Origin of the sequence: Agromyces seonyuensis, assembly GCF_009789225.1 — a bacterium.
Classification (GTDB): domain Bacteria; phylum Actinomycetota; class Actinomycetes; order Actinomycetales; family Microbacteriaceae; genus Agromyces; species Agromyces seonyuensis.
The window spans coordinates 1-13,466 of sequence record NZ_WSTA01000046.1 but is presented as its reverse complement, the minus strand read 5'-3'; the positions used below and the strand labels follow the sequence as shown (position 1 = coordinate 13,466).

Genomic DNA, 13,466 nt, shown 5'->3' with positions numbered 1-13,466 from the left:
GCTCAGGCCCGCAGTGCCGCCTGCAGGATCTCGGGGCCGCGGCGGTCGAAGACGGCGCCGCCGATCAGGATGCCCGCGACGAGCACGAACAGCCCCGTCGAGATGCCGGCGAACAGCGCGGCGAAGTACCAGCGCACCTGATCGTTCTCTACGCCGAAGTACGTCAGCACGAGCGGCGCGGCCGCGGCGGCGACCGTGAGCAGCATCGTTCCCGCCTGCACGAACCCGGGGGTGCTGCCGGCCGTCTGCGGCTGCTGGAAGGCGCCGTCGCCGGGCTTGGCCGCCGGGTAGGGCAGCCATGCCGAGGCGATCGAGCCGAGCCCGAGCCCCCCGAGCAGCAGCGCGCTGCCGATGCCGACCACGGCCGGCATGGTCTCGGGCTCGTCGAGCAGGATCACCGAGATCGGGCTGCCGACGATGATGACGATGACGCCGAGCACGAGCAGCGGGACCACCCGCCCCAGCCGGTCGGCAGCGCCGGGCACGCCGGCGGCGACGTGCAGCCAGATCGCGGTGTGGTCGTTCGCGGTGTCGTTGTGCACGCTCCAGCCGAGCAGCAGGCACATCACCGGCACCGGGATGAAGACGAGGATCTCGTTCGGCACGCCGGCGATCGCGAGCGGCAGCACGAGCAGCACCGGGGCGAATGGGATGATCGCGAGGGAGACCCAATAGCGCGGGTCGCGGCCGAAGTAGCTGAGGCTGCGCGCCGCGACGGCACCAGCCGGCGAGGCCGGGAGCGCGCCGAACCAGCCGAGCCCGCGCGGTCGGGACTGCTCGACGACGTGGCCCGGGGTGCCGAGCAGCCGTTCGACGACGCGCTCCCAGGCGAGCCAGCCGACGGCGAGCGTGCCGAGGGCGATGAGGAGCTGCACGGCGAACCAGCCCCATTCGCCGGCGACGGCGACGCCCGGCAGCGACCAGACGGCACCGAGCGGCGTGAACGCGAGGGTGTCGGCGAGGGCCGCGACGACCCCGTCGAAGCCGGCCGGCGTCGCGATGACGACCATGACGACGAACCCGATCAGACCGAGGACGACGACGACGCCCGCGAGCCCGAGCCAGGCGCGCAGTCGGGGCGACTCCACGAGCAGGCTCCCGCACGCGGCGCCGATCCGGGCGACCAGCAGGCAGGTGGCGAGGGCCAGGATCGCGGCGAGGATCGCGACGATCGTCGGACCGACGCCGGTGGCAGCGCCGCCGATGAAGCCGACGAGCACGATGACGAGGCCCAGCGCGGGCAGTCCGAGGAGGCTCGAGAGCCACGTGCCCGCCGCGAGCGGGCGCACCTCCGGCCCGAACAGGGCGAAGCGGCGCGGGTCGAGCGGGTCCTCGCTGCGGCGGCCGAGCGGCACGAGGAAGCAGCCGAGGAGGAGCGCCGCGCCGAAGACGGTCGCGAGACGGTGGACGCGGGTGGCGTCGGCGAGGCCGTCGAGGCTCGCGAACACCCACGCGCCGAGCGCACCCAGCACGATCGCCCACACGAGCGCGGCGATGCCGCCGGCCACGTGCAGCCGCCCGCCGCGGAAGCGCCCGAGGAACTCGAGCGCCCTCAGTCGGAGAAGCTGTGCAACCATTCCATCCCCTCGGCCGCTTGGCGCCCGCCGGCGAGTTCCACGAACCGGTCTTCGAGCGGCAGGCCGTCGCGCACCTCGTCGAGGGTGCCCGAGGCGAGGATGCGTCCGGCGACGATGACGACCGCGCTGTCGCAGACGCGTTCGATGAGATCCATGCTGTGGCTCGACAGGAGGACCGTGCCGCCCGCCTTCGCATAGCGCACGAGCACCTGGGTCATCGTCGCGGCGGACACGGGATCGACGCCCTCGAACGGCTCGTCGAGGACGAGGAGGCGCGGCGCATGGATCATGGCCGAGGCGAGCGCGATCTTCTTCGTCATGCCGGCGGAGTAGTCCGCGACGAGTCGGTCGATGGCGTCCTCGATGCCGAAAGCGACGGCGAGATCGTCGGCGCGCGTGCGGGCGGTCTTGCGGTCGAGCCCCCGGAGCAGGCCGGTCGAGTAGAGCAGCTGCTCGCCGGTCAGTCGGTCGAAGGTGCGCAGCCGGTCGGGCACGACGCCCGTGATCCGCTTGGCCTTGCGCGGATGCTTCCACGCGTCGATGCCGTTGATGAGCACCGTGCCGGAGTCCGGCCGAAGGAGGCCGGCGACCATCGAGAGCGCCGTGGTCTTGCCGGCGCCGTTCGGGCCGACGATCCCCGTGAAAGAACCGACGCGCACGGTGAGGTCGAGGTCTTCGAGGGCGACCGTGTGGCCGAAGCGCTTCGTGAGGCCGGTGATCTCGAGCACGTCGGGGCGGTCGGTCCCGGGCGCCGGGCGTGCAGCGCGCACGAGCCGGCGGCGGCGCTCGCGGGATGCGGTGACGTCGAGGGCGTCGTCGCCCGCGGCAGCGGACGCTGCGCGCCCGGCCTCGGGTTCGACGACCGTCGTCTCGAGGATCTCGGACTCGAGCACCGCGGTCTCGACGACCTCGGTCTCGAGCACGGCGGTCTCGACGACCTCGGGCTCGAGCACCGCGCGCTCGACCTCGGGCTCCGCGGCAGCGGCATCCTCGTCGTCGGCGCGGGCATCCTCGTCGTCGGCGAGCAGGGGGACGGCGAGCAGCGAGGCGAGCGCGTCATCCGCGTCATCCGCATCCTCGTCGGACTCGACCGGCGCGACGATCGTCGACGCGTGCGCAGGCGCCGCCTCGGCCTCCGCCGCATCGAGCGGGGCGCCGACGAGGTCGTCGAAGCCGACCGCGGCCGGCGTGGCCTCGGCAGCGGTCGCCGCGGCTGCGGCCACGGGTGCCGGCTCGGGCACGGCCGTGAGCACCGACGCGAGGACCTCGGTCGGCTGCTCGTCGGCGGCCGCAACGGCCGGGTCGATTGCGTCGATCACGAGGGTGTCGAGCAGGATCGGCTTCTTCGGTTCGGCCTCGAGCATCTCGCCTTCCACGACCGGCGCCGTCTCGACGGGCTGCACCGACGGGGCCGCGGCCGCACGGCGCTCGGCGATGCGCACGCCGGATGCCGCCCGCGCCTCGAACGACGACGTCGCGTCGGCGTTCTGCTTGGCACGACGATCGCGGGCGCTCCGAGCTGCCTCGGCGCGCACGCCGGCCGCACTCGACGAGGCGTCCTGCGAGGCGGGGTTGCGGCGCGACGCATCGGCTCGCCCCGAGCGCGCTGCGCTCGACCGGCCGACGCCGGATCGCCCCCTCACCTCGGCGGTCCCCCCGCCGGTGCCCTCGGGCGCTTCGTCGTTCAGGTCTGAGCGCGAAACGGAAGTCACGCGGCCACGCTACCAAGCACCTCGCCCGCAGCCCAGCCAGGGCGTCCCCTGATTTCGGGTCGCGTCCTATGCGCTCCCTGAACGCACGCTGAGCGGAGTGTCACGAATCAGCCACGGATCCCGAGCCCTTCGTTCACTTTCAGGCGCCCCGGATAGGCTGTTCCAGACATAACGGCGTGTCCACCATGGAACTTCCGGGTGACGATCTCGTGAACGGCAGCACCGCTACGCCGCTCATCCCCTCGAATAGAAGGCGACCGCTTCGCGGACGAGCATCCCACCCGCCCGACCGAGGAGACAGCAGTTGCACACACAGATCGTGATTCTGGCCGCCGGCATGGGGAGCCGGCTGGGCCGCACGCTCCCCAAGCCGCTGACCGAACTCAATGACGGCCGCACCATCATGCGCCAGCAGTTCGACAACATCGAGCACGCGTTCGGCAACGCCGCGAACGTGACGATCGTCGTCGGCTACAAGCTCGAGCACATCATCGAGGCCTTCCCGATGGCGTCCTTCGTCTACAACGAGGAGTACGACCAGACGAACACCTCCAAGTCGCTCATGCGCGCCCTGCAGGCATCGCAGTCGGGCGGCGTGCTCTGGATGAACGGCGACGTCGTCTTCGACCCGGCCATCCTCGACCGCGCCCTCTCGTACATCGCGCGTGACCAGTCCTTCGTGACCGTCAACACCGCGAAGGTGTCCGACGAGGAGGTCAAGTACACGACCACCGCCGAGGGCTACATCAAGGAGCTCTCCAAGACCGTCAAGGGCGGACTCGGCGAGGCCGTGGGCATCAACTTCATCTCCAGCCGTGACAAGGCGGTGCTCCTGCACCACCTGCAGCGCGTCGGCGACCAGGACTACTTCGAGCGCGGCCTCGAGCTCGCGATCGAGCAGAACGGCGCCCTCGTCGAGCCGATGGACGTCTCGGACCTCTACGCGGTCGAGATCGACTTCGCGGAAGACCTGGAGCGGGCGAACTTCTTCGTCTGATCCGAACCCTGCAACACAGCACGCGAGCGCGGGTGCCCCTCGGGGCATCCGCGCTCGTGGTTTCGGGGGCGGCCCGCGACGAGCCGCCGAGCGTGCGCCCCGGCGCTCAGGCGCCCCGGGCGACGCCGGCGCGACGCAGGGCGTTCGCGACGAGCAGGCCGATCCACGTGAAGAACACGGGACTCGCGATGTAGAGCGGCAGCGCGATCGCCCACACCGCGGGCGGGTAGTGCTCGGCGCCGAGGCCGATGAACACGGCGATCGCGAGGATGAGGCCCGCGACGGCCGCGGAGGCGTAGAAGAGCCACGGCTTCCAGTTGCGGTAGCGCGTGAGCAGGAACGGCAGCTCCACGAGGGCGCCGATCAAGAGCCCGGTGCCGACGAATCGGCCGATCCACATGGGCGCGAACGCCGACGCGATGAGCCCCGCGACGACGCCCGTGATGATCGCGACCCACGGGCGGCGCAGCAGTGCGAGCGCGACGACGCTCGGCAGGAAGTGCAGGCCGATCGTCACCCCGTAGAGCCACGGGACGACGGCCGCCATCACGAGGGCGAGGTAGCCGGAGCCCGCCTCGACGAGACCGCCGGCGACGCCGATCGCGGCGCAGCTCAGAATGATCCGGGTGCTCGTGCGCTGCACGGTGCTCCTCTCCGCAGGGCCGGCGCACGGGTCATCCGGCGCCCCTCGAATCTAGCGGCCCGACCCGTGCGGGAGATGCGCGCCCGCGGCGAACGCCCGCCGTGGCGTCGGCGCGCAGGACCACGACCTAGGATCGAACCCGTGACGAGTTCCACCATTGCGCCCGCGCGTCCGCGGACCCGTCGCGCGTCGTACCGGCATGCGCTGTGGCTGCTGACGACCCGCGACCTCAAGGTGCGCTACTCGACGTCGGCGCTCGGGTACGTGTGGTCGATCCTCGACCCGCTGCTGATGGCCGGGATCTACTTCTTCGTCTTCACCGTGGTCTTCCACCGACTGAGCGGCACCGAGCCCTACATCGTGTTCCTGCTGAGCGCGATGCTGCCCTGGATGTGGTTCAACGGCGCCGTCTCCGACTCGACCCGCGCGTTCCTGAAGGACGCGAAGCTCGTGCGCTCGACGATGATCCCTCGCACGATCTGGGTGAACCGGCTCGTGCTCTCCAAGGGCATCGAGTTCCTCCTCGCCCTGCCGGTGCTCGCGGGCATCGCCCTCGTCTTCGGCCTCATGGGCGAGCTGCAGGTGCACTGGCAGATCGTGTTCTTCCCGCTCGCGATCCTCATCCAGGCCGTGCTGACGATCGGCCTCTGCCTCATCGTGGCGCCGCTCGTCGTCTTCTTCCGCGACCTCGAACGCGCGATCAAGCTCGTGCTGCGCTTCCTGTTCTACGCGTCGCCCATCGTCTACGGCGTCTCGAACCTGCCCGAGAGCCTCCACGTCTGGGCGGCCTTCAACCCGCTCTCGGGCATCTTCGGCCTCTACCGGTCGGCGTTCTTCCCCGGCGAACTCGACTGGTTCAACGTCGCCGTCTCCGCGGCGATGTCGATCGCCTTCCTCGTTGTCGGCCTGGCCGTCTTCCGTCGCGCCGAGCGCGCCGTGCTGAAGGAGATCTGATGACGGATGCCCTGAGCGGCGCTCCCGCGATCGCCACCGACGGCCTCGGCATCCGCTTCCGCCGCAACCGCCGCGGTCGCCGATCGTTCAAGGACCTCTTCGGCGACTCGTCCAGACGCAGCCGTCCGAACGAGTTCTGGGCGCTCCGGGACGTCTCGATCCAGGTGCAGCCGGGCGAGGCGATCGGGGTCGTCGGCCGCAACGGCCAGGGCAAGTCGACGCTGCTGAAGCTCGTCGCGGGCGTGATGCTGCCCGACACCGGAACCGTGACGGTCAACGGCGGAGTCGCGCCGCTCATCGAGATCACCGGCGGGTTCGTCGACGACCTCACGGTGCGCGACAACGTCTACCTCACGGCGGGCCTGCACGGCATGAGCCGCCGCGAAGTCGCCGAGCGCTTCGACGAGATCATCGGCTTCGCCGAGATCGGCGACTTCGTCGACACGCCCTACAAGCACCTCTCGAGCGGCATGCGCGTGCGCGTCGCGTTCGCGGTCGTGTCGCAGCTCGACGAGCCGATCCTGCTCGTCGACGAGGTGCTCGCGGTCGGCGACAAGGCGTTCCGCGAGAAGTGCTACCGGCGCATCGAGGAACTCCTCGCCGCCGGCCGCACGATGTTCTTCGTCTCGCACAACGAACGGGACCTGCGCCGCTTCTGCACGCGCGGCCTGTTCCTCGACGGCGGCAAGCTCGTGCTCGACGCCCCGATCGACGAGGTCCTCGACGCCTACAACGCGAAGTACGGCACCTGATCCCGCGATTCCGGCAGGGCTGTCGGGCGGTGTGCTTAGAATCCCCCGCATGGAGCCCGTGTACCGTGTGACCTCACTGCCCGGCGACGCGCCGCGCGAGCCCGGCGCGTACGCACCGGGCCCCGACGGTGCGCCGAGCGCCGCGAGCGCCGAGCGCAGCGGCATCGAGCGGATGCTCGACCGCGTGCTCGAGGTGCAGCGCCCGGTCGTGCTCGCGCACCTGCGGAGCATCCGTCGCCATGCGCCGGGCGCGAACCCCGCCCAGCTGGTGCGGATCCTCGAGCGCCGCTATCTCGCCGCGGTCACGACGGGCGGCGCCGCCGTCGGCGCGACCGCGGTCATCCCGGGCATCGGCACCGCGACGACGCTCGCCCTCTCCGGCGTGGAGACCGCCGGTTTCCTCGAGGCGACCGCGCTCTTCGGGCAGTCCGTCGCCGAAGTGCACGGCATCGCCATCACCGAGCCCGACCGCGCTCGCGCCCTCGTGACGGCGCTGCTGCTCGGCAAGGAGGGCTCGGACCTCGTGCAGCAGTTCGCCTCGCAGAGCGTCGGCGTCGGCATCGCCCGCAGCGCCTACTGGGGCGAGCTCATCACCTCCACGCTCCCCAAGGCGATCGCCGGCACCGCGGCCGACAGCCTGAAGCGCACCTTCATCAAGCGCTTCGCGGCCGCCGGCGGCGCGGGCTGGCTCGGCAAGGCGCTCCCCTTCGGCGTCGGCGCGGTCATCGGCGGCGTCGGCAACCAGGTGCTCGGGCGCCGGGTGCTCGCGACCGCCCGCACCGCGTTCGGCACTCCGCCCGACATCGTGCCCGCCGTCATCGAGCCGGGCGACTCCCCCACCGTGTTCGAACGCGCGGGTCGTCTCTCGGTACGGCTCGGACGCACCTTCGGCGGGGTCGCCGATCGTGCGAGGTCGCTCGCGCCCGGCCGGCGCGGAGCAGCCGCCGGCGAGGTCGCGGAGGCGTCAGCACCCGAGGCGGATCCCCAGGAGACTGTGAAACCGCCGCACGACTGACCGTTCGGCTCAGACGAGGGCGTCGACGTCGTCCTCGCCGTCGCCGAAGGCTTCGGAGCCCTCGCCGAGGTCGAGGTCCTCGTCGTCGGGGTCGTCGGCGTGGAGCGCGGCGAAGCGCTCCCACTCGGCGAAGAGGTGGTCGATCGCGGAATGGAAGCGCGCCGTCGTGACACCCGGCGTCGTGTCGCCGAAGTAGCGCTCGACCCAGAGTTCCAGCCGCGCCTGCACCTCGGGGTCGGACGCGACCTCCTCGAGGCGTTCGACGACGGCCGGCGCCTCGGCGGCCGTCAGCCACTCGCAGGCCTGCAGGTAGCCGCTCTCGTCGATCTGGGCGATCGGGTTGGCCGGGCGCGTGATGAGCAGCGGCTTTCCCGCGGCCAGGCGGTCGTAGACCATCGCGGAGATGTCGACGATCGCGAGGTCGGCCGCGGCGAGCTGCCAGCCGAGCTCGGGGCCGTCGTCGAACACGTGCTGCGCCCGGGGGTCGGCCGCGTTCGCCGCAGCGATCGCGGCGATGATGCGTCGGTTCGCGGCACCGTACGCGTCGTCGACGACGCCGGAGCGCGGGTGCGGTCGGTAGACGACCCGATGCCGCCCCGTCGCGAGCAGCGCGCCGACGAGGGCCTCGCCGTGCGAGGCGATCGACCCGTAGGCGGCGGCGGCGCGATCGCCCTCCCAGGTCGGCGCGTAGAGCACGACCGTCCGCTCGTCGGGCTCGTACGGCAGCACCGCGTCATCCAGGTAGTGGTCGGCCTGCGGGCGCCCGATCGGGATGGCGCGCTTGTCGAAGTCGTAGTCCCAGAGCACCCGGCCGAGCCGCGCGCGGGCGGCGTCGCCGGCGATGAGCGCGTAGTCGTAGGCCTTGAACTGGTTCGTGGTCATGTACATCTTGTCGGACTCGCCGTGGTTGATGAACACGTGCCAGCGCCGCCCGTAGCGCATCATCTGGAAGTTCTTGGCGTTCTGGTTGACGTAGAGGATGACGTGCAGCTCCTGCTCGTGCAGGAGGCGCTCGAGGTCGGCGACGGTGCGCACGTAGGCGACGGGCAGCGGCGACTCGTCGAGCAGCTTGAGGGCGGCGCCCGAGGCGCGCGAGAGGATGACCGTCGGGTAGCGCTCGGCGAGCTCGGCGAGGGGCGCGTACCACTGGCGCAGCTGGTAGAGGTTGACCTTGCCGTCGGCGAAGTAGACGCCGATCTTGAACTCGCCCTTCGGCAGGGGGCCGCGCTCGGCGAGCGCCGTGCCGAGGCTCTTCTGCGCCTTACGCGACCAGAGGATGCCCTTGACGAGCTTCGTGCCGCGGCGGAGGTCCTTGCGAATGCCCATCGGATCAGGCTACGACGCCGGGCCTGACGGCCACGGGCATCGGCAGCCGATCAGCGCATCCGAGCGGGAATCGTTACGTCGACCGCTGCGCCTGCGGCGGGAGGCGAGGATGCCTCAGACGATCGGCGGGCGCCCGGCCCGGGTCATCCGGGCGACGGTGCGCCAGCGCATCGCGCGACGGCCGCCCGGCGCGACGCGCCACCCCTCGGCCCAGCCGCCCCACCAGGCGCGGAAGCCCGCGGGAGAGCGCAGGAAGCGCACCTGCTGCAAGGCCGTCCAGGAGCCGACGTAGAACGGCACGAGCACCCACGGCAGGTTGCGCTTGGCGAGCCACACGCGGTTGCGGGCGTTGAGCCGCCAGTACTGCGAGTGCCGCGTCGGCTGGATCACCGGGTGCGTGGCGGCGAGGTCGCCCGCGTACCAGGCGCGGTGACCGGTGTCCCAGACGCGCCAGGCGAGTTCGACCCCCTCGTGGGCGTACCAGTAGGGGTCGCCCCAGCCGCCGGCCTCGTCGAAGACGGCACGGGGCAGCACGAGCGCGCCCTCCCAGCACGAGAACACGTCGGAGGAGTGCGCCGGGTCGCCCTTGCGGATGCGCGGGATCCAGCGCCGGGGCGTCGGCCCGCCCGCCGCGTCGTCGACGCGGGGCTGCACGAGTCCGATGGTCGGATCGGCGTGCATCTTCCCGATCGCGGCGGCGAGCATCCCCGGGGTGAACGCCGCGTCGTCGTCGAGGAACGCGATCCACTCCCCCGACACGAGCGGCACGCCCGCGTTGCGGCCCGCCGGGATGCCGACGTTCTCCGGCAGCGCGAGGGTGCGCACCGCGTCCGGCAGCGCCGGGTCGGCCGTCGCCGGGTCCCAGCCGTTGCCGACGCACACGACGTCGAGTTCGACGCCCTCCTGGCTCAGGAGCGACTCGAGCGCCCGGAGGAGGTCGTCGGGACGCCGGCCCTGCGTCAGGACGACGGCGCCGACGCGCGGGAGCGCCGTGGCCTCAGGAACGGACACGGCGGGACGCCATGATCGTCAGGAAGTGCCCGCCGAGGGCCAGCACGGACAGCGGCAGCAGGATGAGGACCATCCAGCGGTCGACCTCGGGCTGGCCGAGGAAGAGGCCGATGACGCCCGCCGCGAAGGCGATGAGCGTGAGCTCGACCGAGTGGTAGAGCCGGTGGAAGGGCAGGAACCGCGCCGCCTTGCGCAGCGTCGAGATGAGCCCGCCGCGCGGCGCCGACTCCCCCTCGGTGTCGGTGAGCTTCGGCAGTCCCGCGTTCGCACGCGCGACGTGCACCATGTCGTTGAGCGCCTTGTTCAGCACGATCACGAGCGCGAGCAGCGCGCCGACCGTCGTCCAGGCGAAGTCGGCCGGGAACTCGAGCGGGTAGCCCGCCGCCCGGATGCCGAGGGCGAGCGGGATGAGCGCCTCGGTCGTGTAGTGGCCGACCTTGTCGAGGAAGACGCCCGCGGGCGAGGACGTGCGCCGCCACCGGGCCACTTCGCCGTCGCAGCAGTCGACGAGCATCTGCAACTGGCCGAGCACCACGGCGAGCACGACGCCCCAGATGCCCGGGATGAGGAGGGCGGCTGCCGTCGACCAGCCGACGAGGATCATGAGCCCCGTGACGCCGTTCGCGGTGATCGGGGTCTTCAGCAGCACCCACGTGAGGTAGGGCGAGAGGTTGCGCAGGTACAGCGAGGCGGTCCAGTGCTCGGCATTGCGGCGGCCGCGCACCTCGGGCGGCTGCGCGACGGCCTTGAGCTCGGCGATCGAGGTGGGACGAGCGGGGCGCGTGGCCTCGGTCATGCGGACGCCTTTCCGGAGTGTGCCGCGATCGGCCGCGTGAAGCGCGCGTAGCCGAGCAGGAAGCCGATGCCCCACGGGACGTGGATGCAGGACAGCACGAGCGGCATCCGCAGGGCGACGGCCGCGCCGTGCCCGCGGGCGGCCGCCATGCCGGCCACGGCGACGAAGAGCAGGTAGACGGCGGGGATCGCGAAGCCCGCGAGGAGCCACGGCGCCTGGCCGAACGCCGCCTGCACGAGGCCGCCGAGGCCGAGCAGGGTGCCGAGCACGACGCCGACCACCATCGCCGGGGGGATGAAGTAGCGGATGCCGTTGGAGGCCGGGAAGCGCCGGGCGAGCTCGCCGCGCCAGAGCCCGGTCGAGAGCATCTGCCGCGTGAGCCGGTCGATGCTCGAACGCGGCCGGTAGACGACGCTGAGCTCGGGCGTGAACCACACGACGCCGCCGGTCTCGCGGAGGCGGCGGTTGAGCTCCCAGTCCTGGCCGCGCTTGATGTCCTCGTCGAAGAGGCCGACCCGTTCGAGCGCGTCGCGCCGGAACACGCCGAGATAGACCGTCTCGGCCGGGCCGGCGGTGCCGCCGACGTGGAACGCCGAACCGCCGAGTCCGATCTTCGACGTGTAGGCGACCGCAACGGCCTGCTGGAACGGCGTCTCGCCGCGGGCGTCCATGATGCCGCCGACGTTGTCGGCCCCGGTCGCCTCGAGCGTCTCGACGGCGATGCGCGTGTAGTCGGCCGGCAGCACCGAGTGCGCGTCGACGCGCACGACGACCGGGTACTGCGCCGCCCGGATGCCGAGGTTGAGCCCGGCGGGCGTCGATCCGACTTCGTTGTCGAGCACCGTGACGCGCGCGTCGCGCGCGGCGAGGTCGGCCACGAGCTCCGTCGTGCCGTCGATCGAGGGGCCGAGGGCGATGAGCACCTCGAACGGCCCGTCGTAGTGCTGGGTCAGGATCGACTCGACGGCCGCCCGCACGTGGGTCGCGTCGTTGAGCACCGGCATCACGAACGAAACGCCGACGACCGGGGCGGTTGCCTCGTGGGGCTCGTTCGGCAAAGTTCCTCGTTCCGGGTGCTCGGGTGGTCGGTCGAGCCTACCAAGCGGCACCGGGAACCTCGCGCTGGGCTCCACAGGGCGCACGCGCACGACGGGGCCGGGCGCAGCGCGCGCCCGGCCCCGTCGTTCCGTCGGCGGTCAGCCCTCGTAGGTGCCGAGGGTGACGTCGATCGCGATGGACTTGCCGTCGCGGGTGACGGTAAGGGTGTGGTCCGATCCGGCTGCGGCGGCCCGCACCTGCGCGGTGAGGTCGGTCGCGTCCGTGATCGACACGTCGTCGAACGCCGTGACGACGTCGCCCGCCTGCAGGCCGGCCGCGGCGGCGGCACCGCCCGCGGTGGCCTCCTGGATGAGCGCGCCGTTGGTCGTGGCGCCCTCGGCGCTCGCGGCGTCGGACACCATCGCGCCGAGCAGGCCGTGCGTGGCCGCGCCGCTGTCGATGATCTCCTTCGCGATGCGCTCGGCGACGTTGGAGGGGATCGCGAAGCCGAGGCCGATGCTGCCGGCCTCGCTCGAGTCGGAGGACGAGTCGAGGATCGCGACGTTGATGCCGATGAGCTCGCCCTGCGCGTTGACGAGCGCGCCGCCCGAGTTGCCGGGGTTGATCGAGGCGTCCGTCTGGATGACCGGGATCGAGATCTCGCTCGAGGCGCTCGACTGCTGCTGCTGGCCCTCCTGGTTGTTCCAGAAGTCGAACGGCGTGCGGCCGCCCTCGGTCGAGTCGTCCTGCGAACCCGAGTCGTCAGAGGAGTCCGGCGCGGCCGACGAGGCGATCGCGATCGAGCGGTTGAGCGCCGACACGATGCCGTTGGTGACCGTGTTCGAAAGGCCGAGCGGGGCGCCGATGGCGACGGTGAGGTCGCCGACGTTGAGCTCGTCAGAGTCGCCGAAGTCGAGCGGCGTCAGGTCGGTGGCGTCCTGCAGCTTGATGACGGCGAGGTCGGTCGTCGGGTCGGTGCCGATGAGGTCGGCCGTGTAGAGCTTGCCGTCCGAGGTCTGCACCTGGATCGTCGGCGACCCGGTCGCGCCGTCGAGCGTGACGACGTGGGTGTTCGTGAGGATGTAGCCGTCCTCGCTCAGGATGACGCCCGAGCCGGTGCCCGAGCCCGTGTCGCCGGCGACCTGGATGGTCACGACGGACGGCGCGGCCTTCGCCGCGGCCGCGGTGATCGCGTTCACGGAGTCGGTGTCGTTGACGACGATGTTCTGCTGCGACTGCGCGCCGACGACCGTCGCCGGCGTCGAGTCGGAGTTGATCGCCGTCGCGATGCCGGCGCCCGCGCCGCCGCCGATGAGGGCGGCCGCCACGATCCCCGCGGCGATGCCGAGGCCCACGCGGCGCTTCGGCTTCTCGGGCTTGGCCTCGGCCGCCGCCGTGCCGCCGAAGGCGGGCGGGACGGTACCGGCGCCGCCCGGGAGGGGCTGGGTCGGCTGCGTCTGCTGCGCGTACTGGCCGTACGGCGCCTGCGGCGCGCTCGGCGCGGCGTGGGAGTACGCCGGGGCGTGGTACGGCTGGGGCGCCTGGCCCGGGTGGTAGACGGTGCCGGTCGGCGCGGGCGCCGCCGGGGCTGCGGGCGGGATCGGCGTCGTCGAGGTCGGTAGTGCTCGCGTCTGAACTCCTGCCA

At 72.0% G+C, this 13,466-nt stretch carries 12 protein-coding genes; 4 read left to right on the top strand and 8 right to left on the bottom strand.

Annotated features, from left to right (window positions below; genetic code table 11):
- Positions 1-2: 2 nt before the first annotated feature.
- On the bottom strand, positions 3-1,577 hold the full coding sequence (locus GB864_RS10910) for a hypothetical protein (RefSeq protein ID WP_160424933.1): 1,575 nt from the start codon (positions 1,575-1,577) through the stop codon (positions 3-5).
- A complete protein-coding gene (locus tag GB864_RS18190) occupies positions 1,553-3,289 on the bottom strand; it encodes an ABC transporter ATP-binding protein (RefSeq protein ID WP_336603963.1) in 1,737 nt (578 codons plus the stop codon). The genes GB864_RS10910 and GB864_RS18190 overlap by 25 nt, the downstream gene beginning before the upstream one ends.
- A gap of 304 nt (positions 3,290-3,593) precedes the next feature.
- Here GB864_RS18190 and GB864_RS10900 point away from each other — a divergent pair, with 304 nt between their 5' ends.
- On the top strand, positions 3,594-4,286 hold the full coding sequence (locus GB864_RS10900; protein ID WP_160424931.1) for a phosphocholine cytidylyltransferase family protein: 693 nt from the start codon (positions 3,594-3,596) through the stop codon (positions 4,284-4,286).
- Between the two features lie 106 nt (positions 4,287-4,392).
- On the opposite strand, the gene GB864_RS10895 is transcribed toward GB864_RS10900, so the two are convergent.
- Positions 4,393-4,929 (bottom strand): ECF transporter S component, encoded by a 537-nt coding sequence (locus GB864_RS10895; protein ID WP_160424929.1) that lies wholly within the window; start codon positions 4,927-4,929, stop codon positions 4,393-4,395.
- 156 nt (positions 4,930-5,085) lie between these two features.
- Between GB864_RS10895 and GB864_RS10890 the strand changes: the two genes are divergently transcribed.
- From GB864_RS10890 to GB864_RS10880, 3 genes are read left to right on the top strand one after another with little or no spacing between them, the layout of a single operon-like run.
- Positions 5,086-5,883: an ABC transporter permease gene (locus tag GB864_RS10890; protein WP_160424988.1), complete on the top strand. Its 798-nt coding sequence runs from the start codon at positions 5,086-5,088 to the stop codon at positions 5,881-5,883.
- Positions 5,883-6,635, top strand: coding sequence for an ABC transporter ATP-binding protein (locus GB864_RS10885; protein WP_160424927.1), 753 nt, complete (start codon positions 5,883-5,885; stop codon positions 6,633-6,635). Before GB864_RS10890 ends, GB864_RS10885 begins: the two co-directional genes overlap by 1 nt.
- A 49-nt stretch (positions 6,636-6,684) precedes the next feature.
- Entirely contained in the window at positions 6,685-7,650 is a 966-nt protein-coding gene (locus tag GB864_RS10880) for a hypothetical protein (RefSeq protein WP_160424925.1), read from the top strand.
- A gap of 9 nt (positions 7,651-7,659) precedes the next feature.
- On the opposite strand, the gene GB864_RS10875 is transcribed toward GB864_RS10880, so the two are convergent.
- From GB864_RS10875 to GB864_RS10855, 5 genes are all read right to left on the bottom strand, one after another.
- On the bottom strand, positions 7,660-8,976 hold the full coding sequence (locus GB864_RS10875) for a CDP-glycerol glycerophosphotransferase family protein (RefSeq protein WP_236779053.1): 1,317 nt from the start codon (positions 8,974-8,976) through the stop codon (positions 7,660-7,662).
- A gap of 114 nt (positions 8,977-9,090) precedes the next feature.
- Positions 9,091-9,987, bottom strand: a complete 897-nt coding sequence (locus tag GB864_RS10870; RefSeq protein ID WP_160424923.1) for a glycosyltransferase — start codon at positions 9,985-9,987, stop codon at positions 9,091-9,093.
- Entirely contained in the window at positions 9,974-10,783 is an 810-nt protein-coding gene (locus GB864_RS10865; RefSeq protein WP_160424922.1) for a CDP-alcohol phosphatidyltransferase family protein, read from the bottom strand. The genes GB864_RS10870 and GB864_RS10865 overlap by 14 nt, the downstream gene beginning before the upstream one ends.
- Positions 10,780-11,787, bottom strand: coding sequence for a glycosyltransferase family 2 protein (locus tag GB864_RS10860; protein WP_160424986.1), 1,008 nt, complete (start codon positions 11,785-11,787; stop codon positions 10,780-10,782). Before GB864_RS10860 ends, GB864_RS10865 begins: the two co-directional genes overlap by 4 nt.
- 192 nt (positions 11,788-11,979) lie before the next feature.
- On the bottom strand, positions 11,980-13,466 hold a 1,487-nt coding region (locus GB864_RS10855), incomplete at its 5' end, for a S1C family serine protease (protein ID WP_202107161.1).

Bases quoted from the DNA above. Each gene is read 5' to 3' on its own strand.
- GB864_RS10910 (WP_160424933.1), bottom strand. From the start codon at position 1,577: ATGGTTGCACAGCTTCTCCGACTGAGGGCGCTCGAGTTCCTCGGGCGC.
- GB864_RS10885 (WP_160424927.1), top strand. From the start codon at position 5,883: ATGACGGATGCCCTGAGCGGCGCTCCCGCGATCGCCACCGACGGCCTC.
- GB864_RS10880 (WP_160424925.1), top strand. From the start codon at position 6,685: ATGGAGCCCGTGTACCGTGTGACCTCACTGCCCGGCGACGCGCCGCGC.
- GB864_RS10875 (WP_236779053.1), bottom strand. From the start codon at position 8,976: ATGGGCATTCGCAAGGACCTCCGCCGCGGCACGAAGCTCGTCAAGGGC.
- GB864_RS10865 (WP_160424922.1), bottom strand. From the start codon at position 10,783: ATGACCGAGGCCACGCGCCCCGCTCGTCCCACCTCGATCGCCGAGCTC.
- GB864_RS10860 (WP_160424986.1), bottom strand. From the start codon at position 11,787: ATGCCGGTGCTCAACGACGCGACCCACGTGCGGGCGGCCGTCGAGTCG.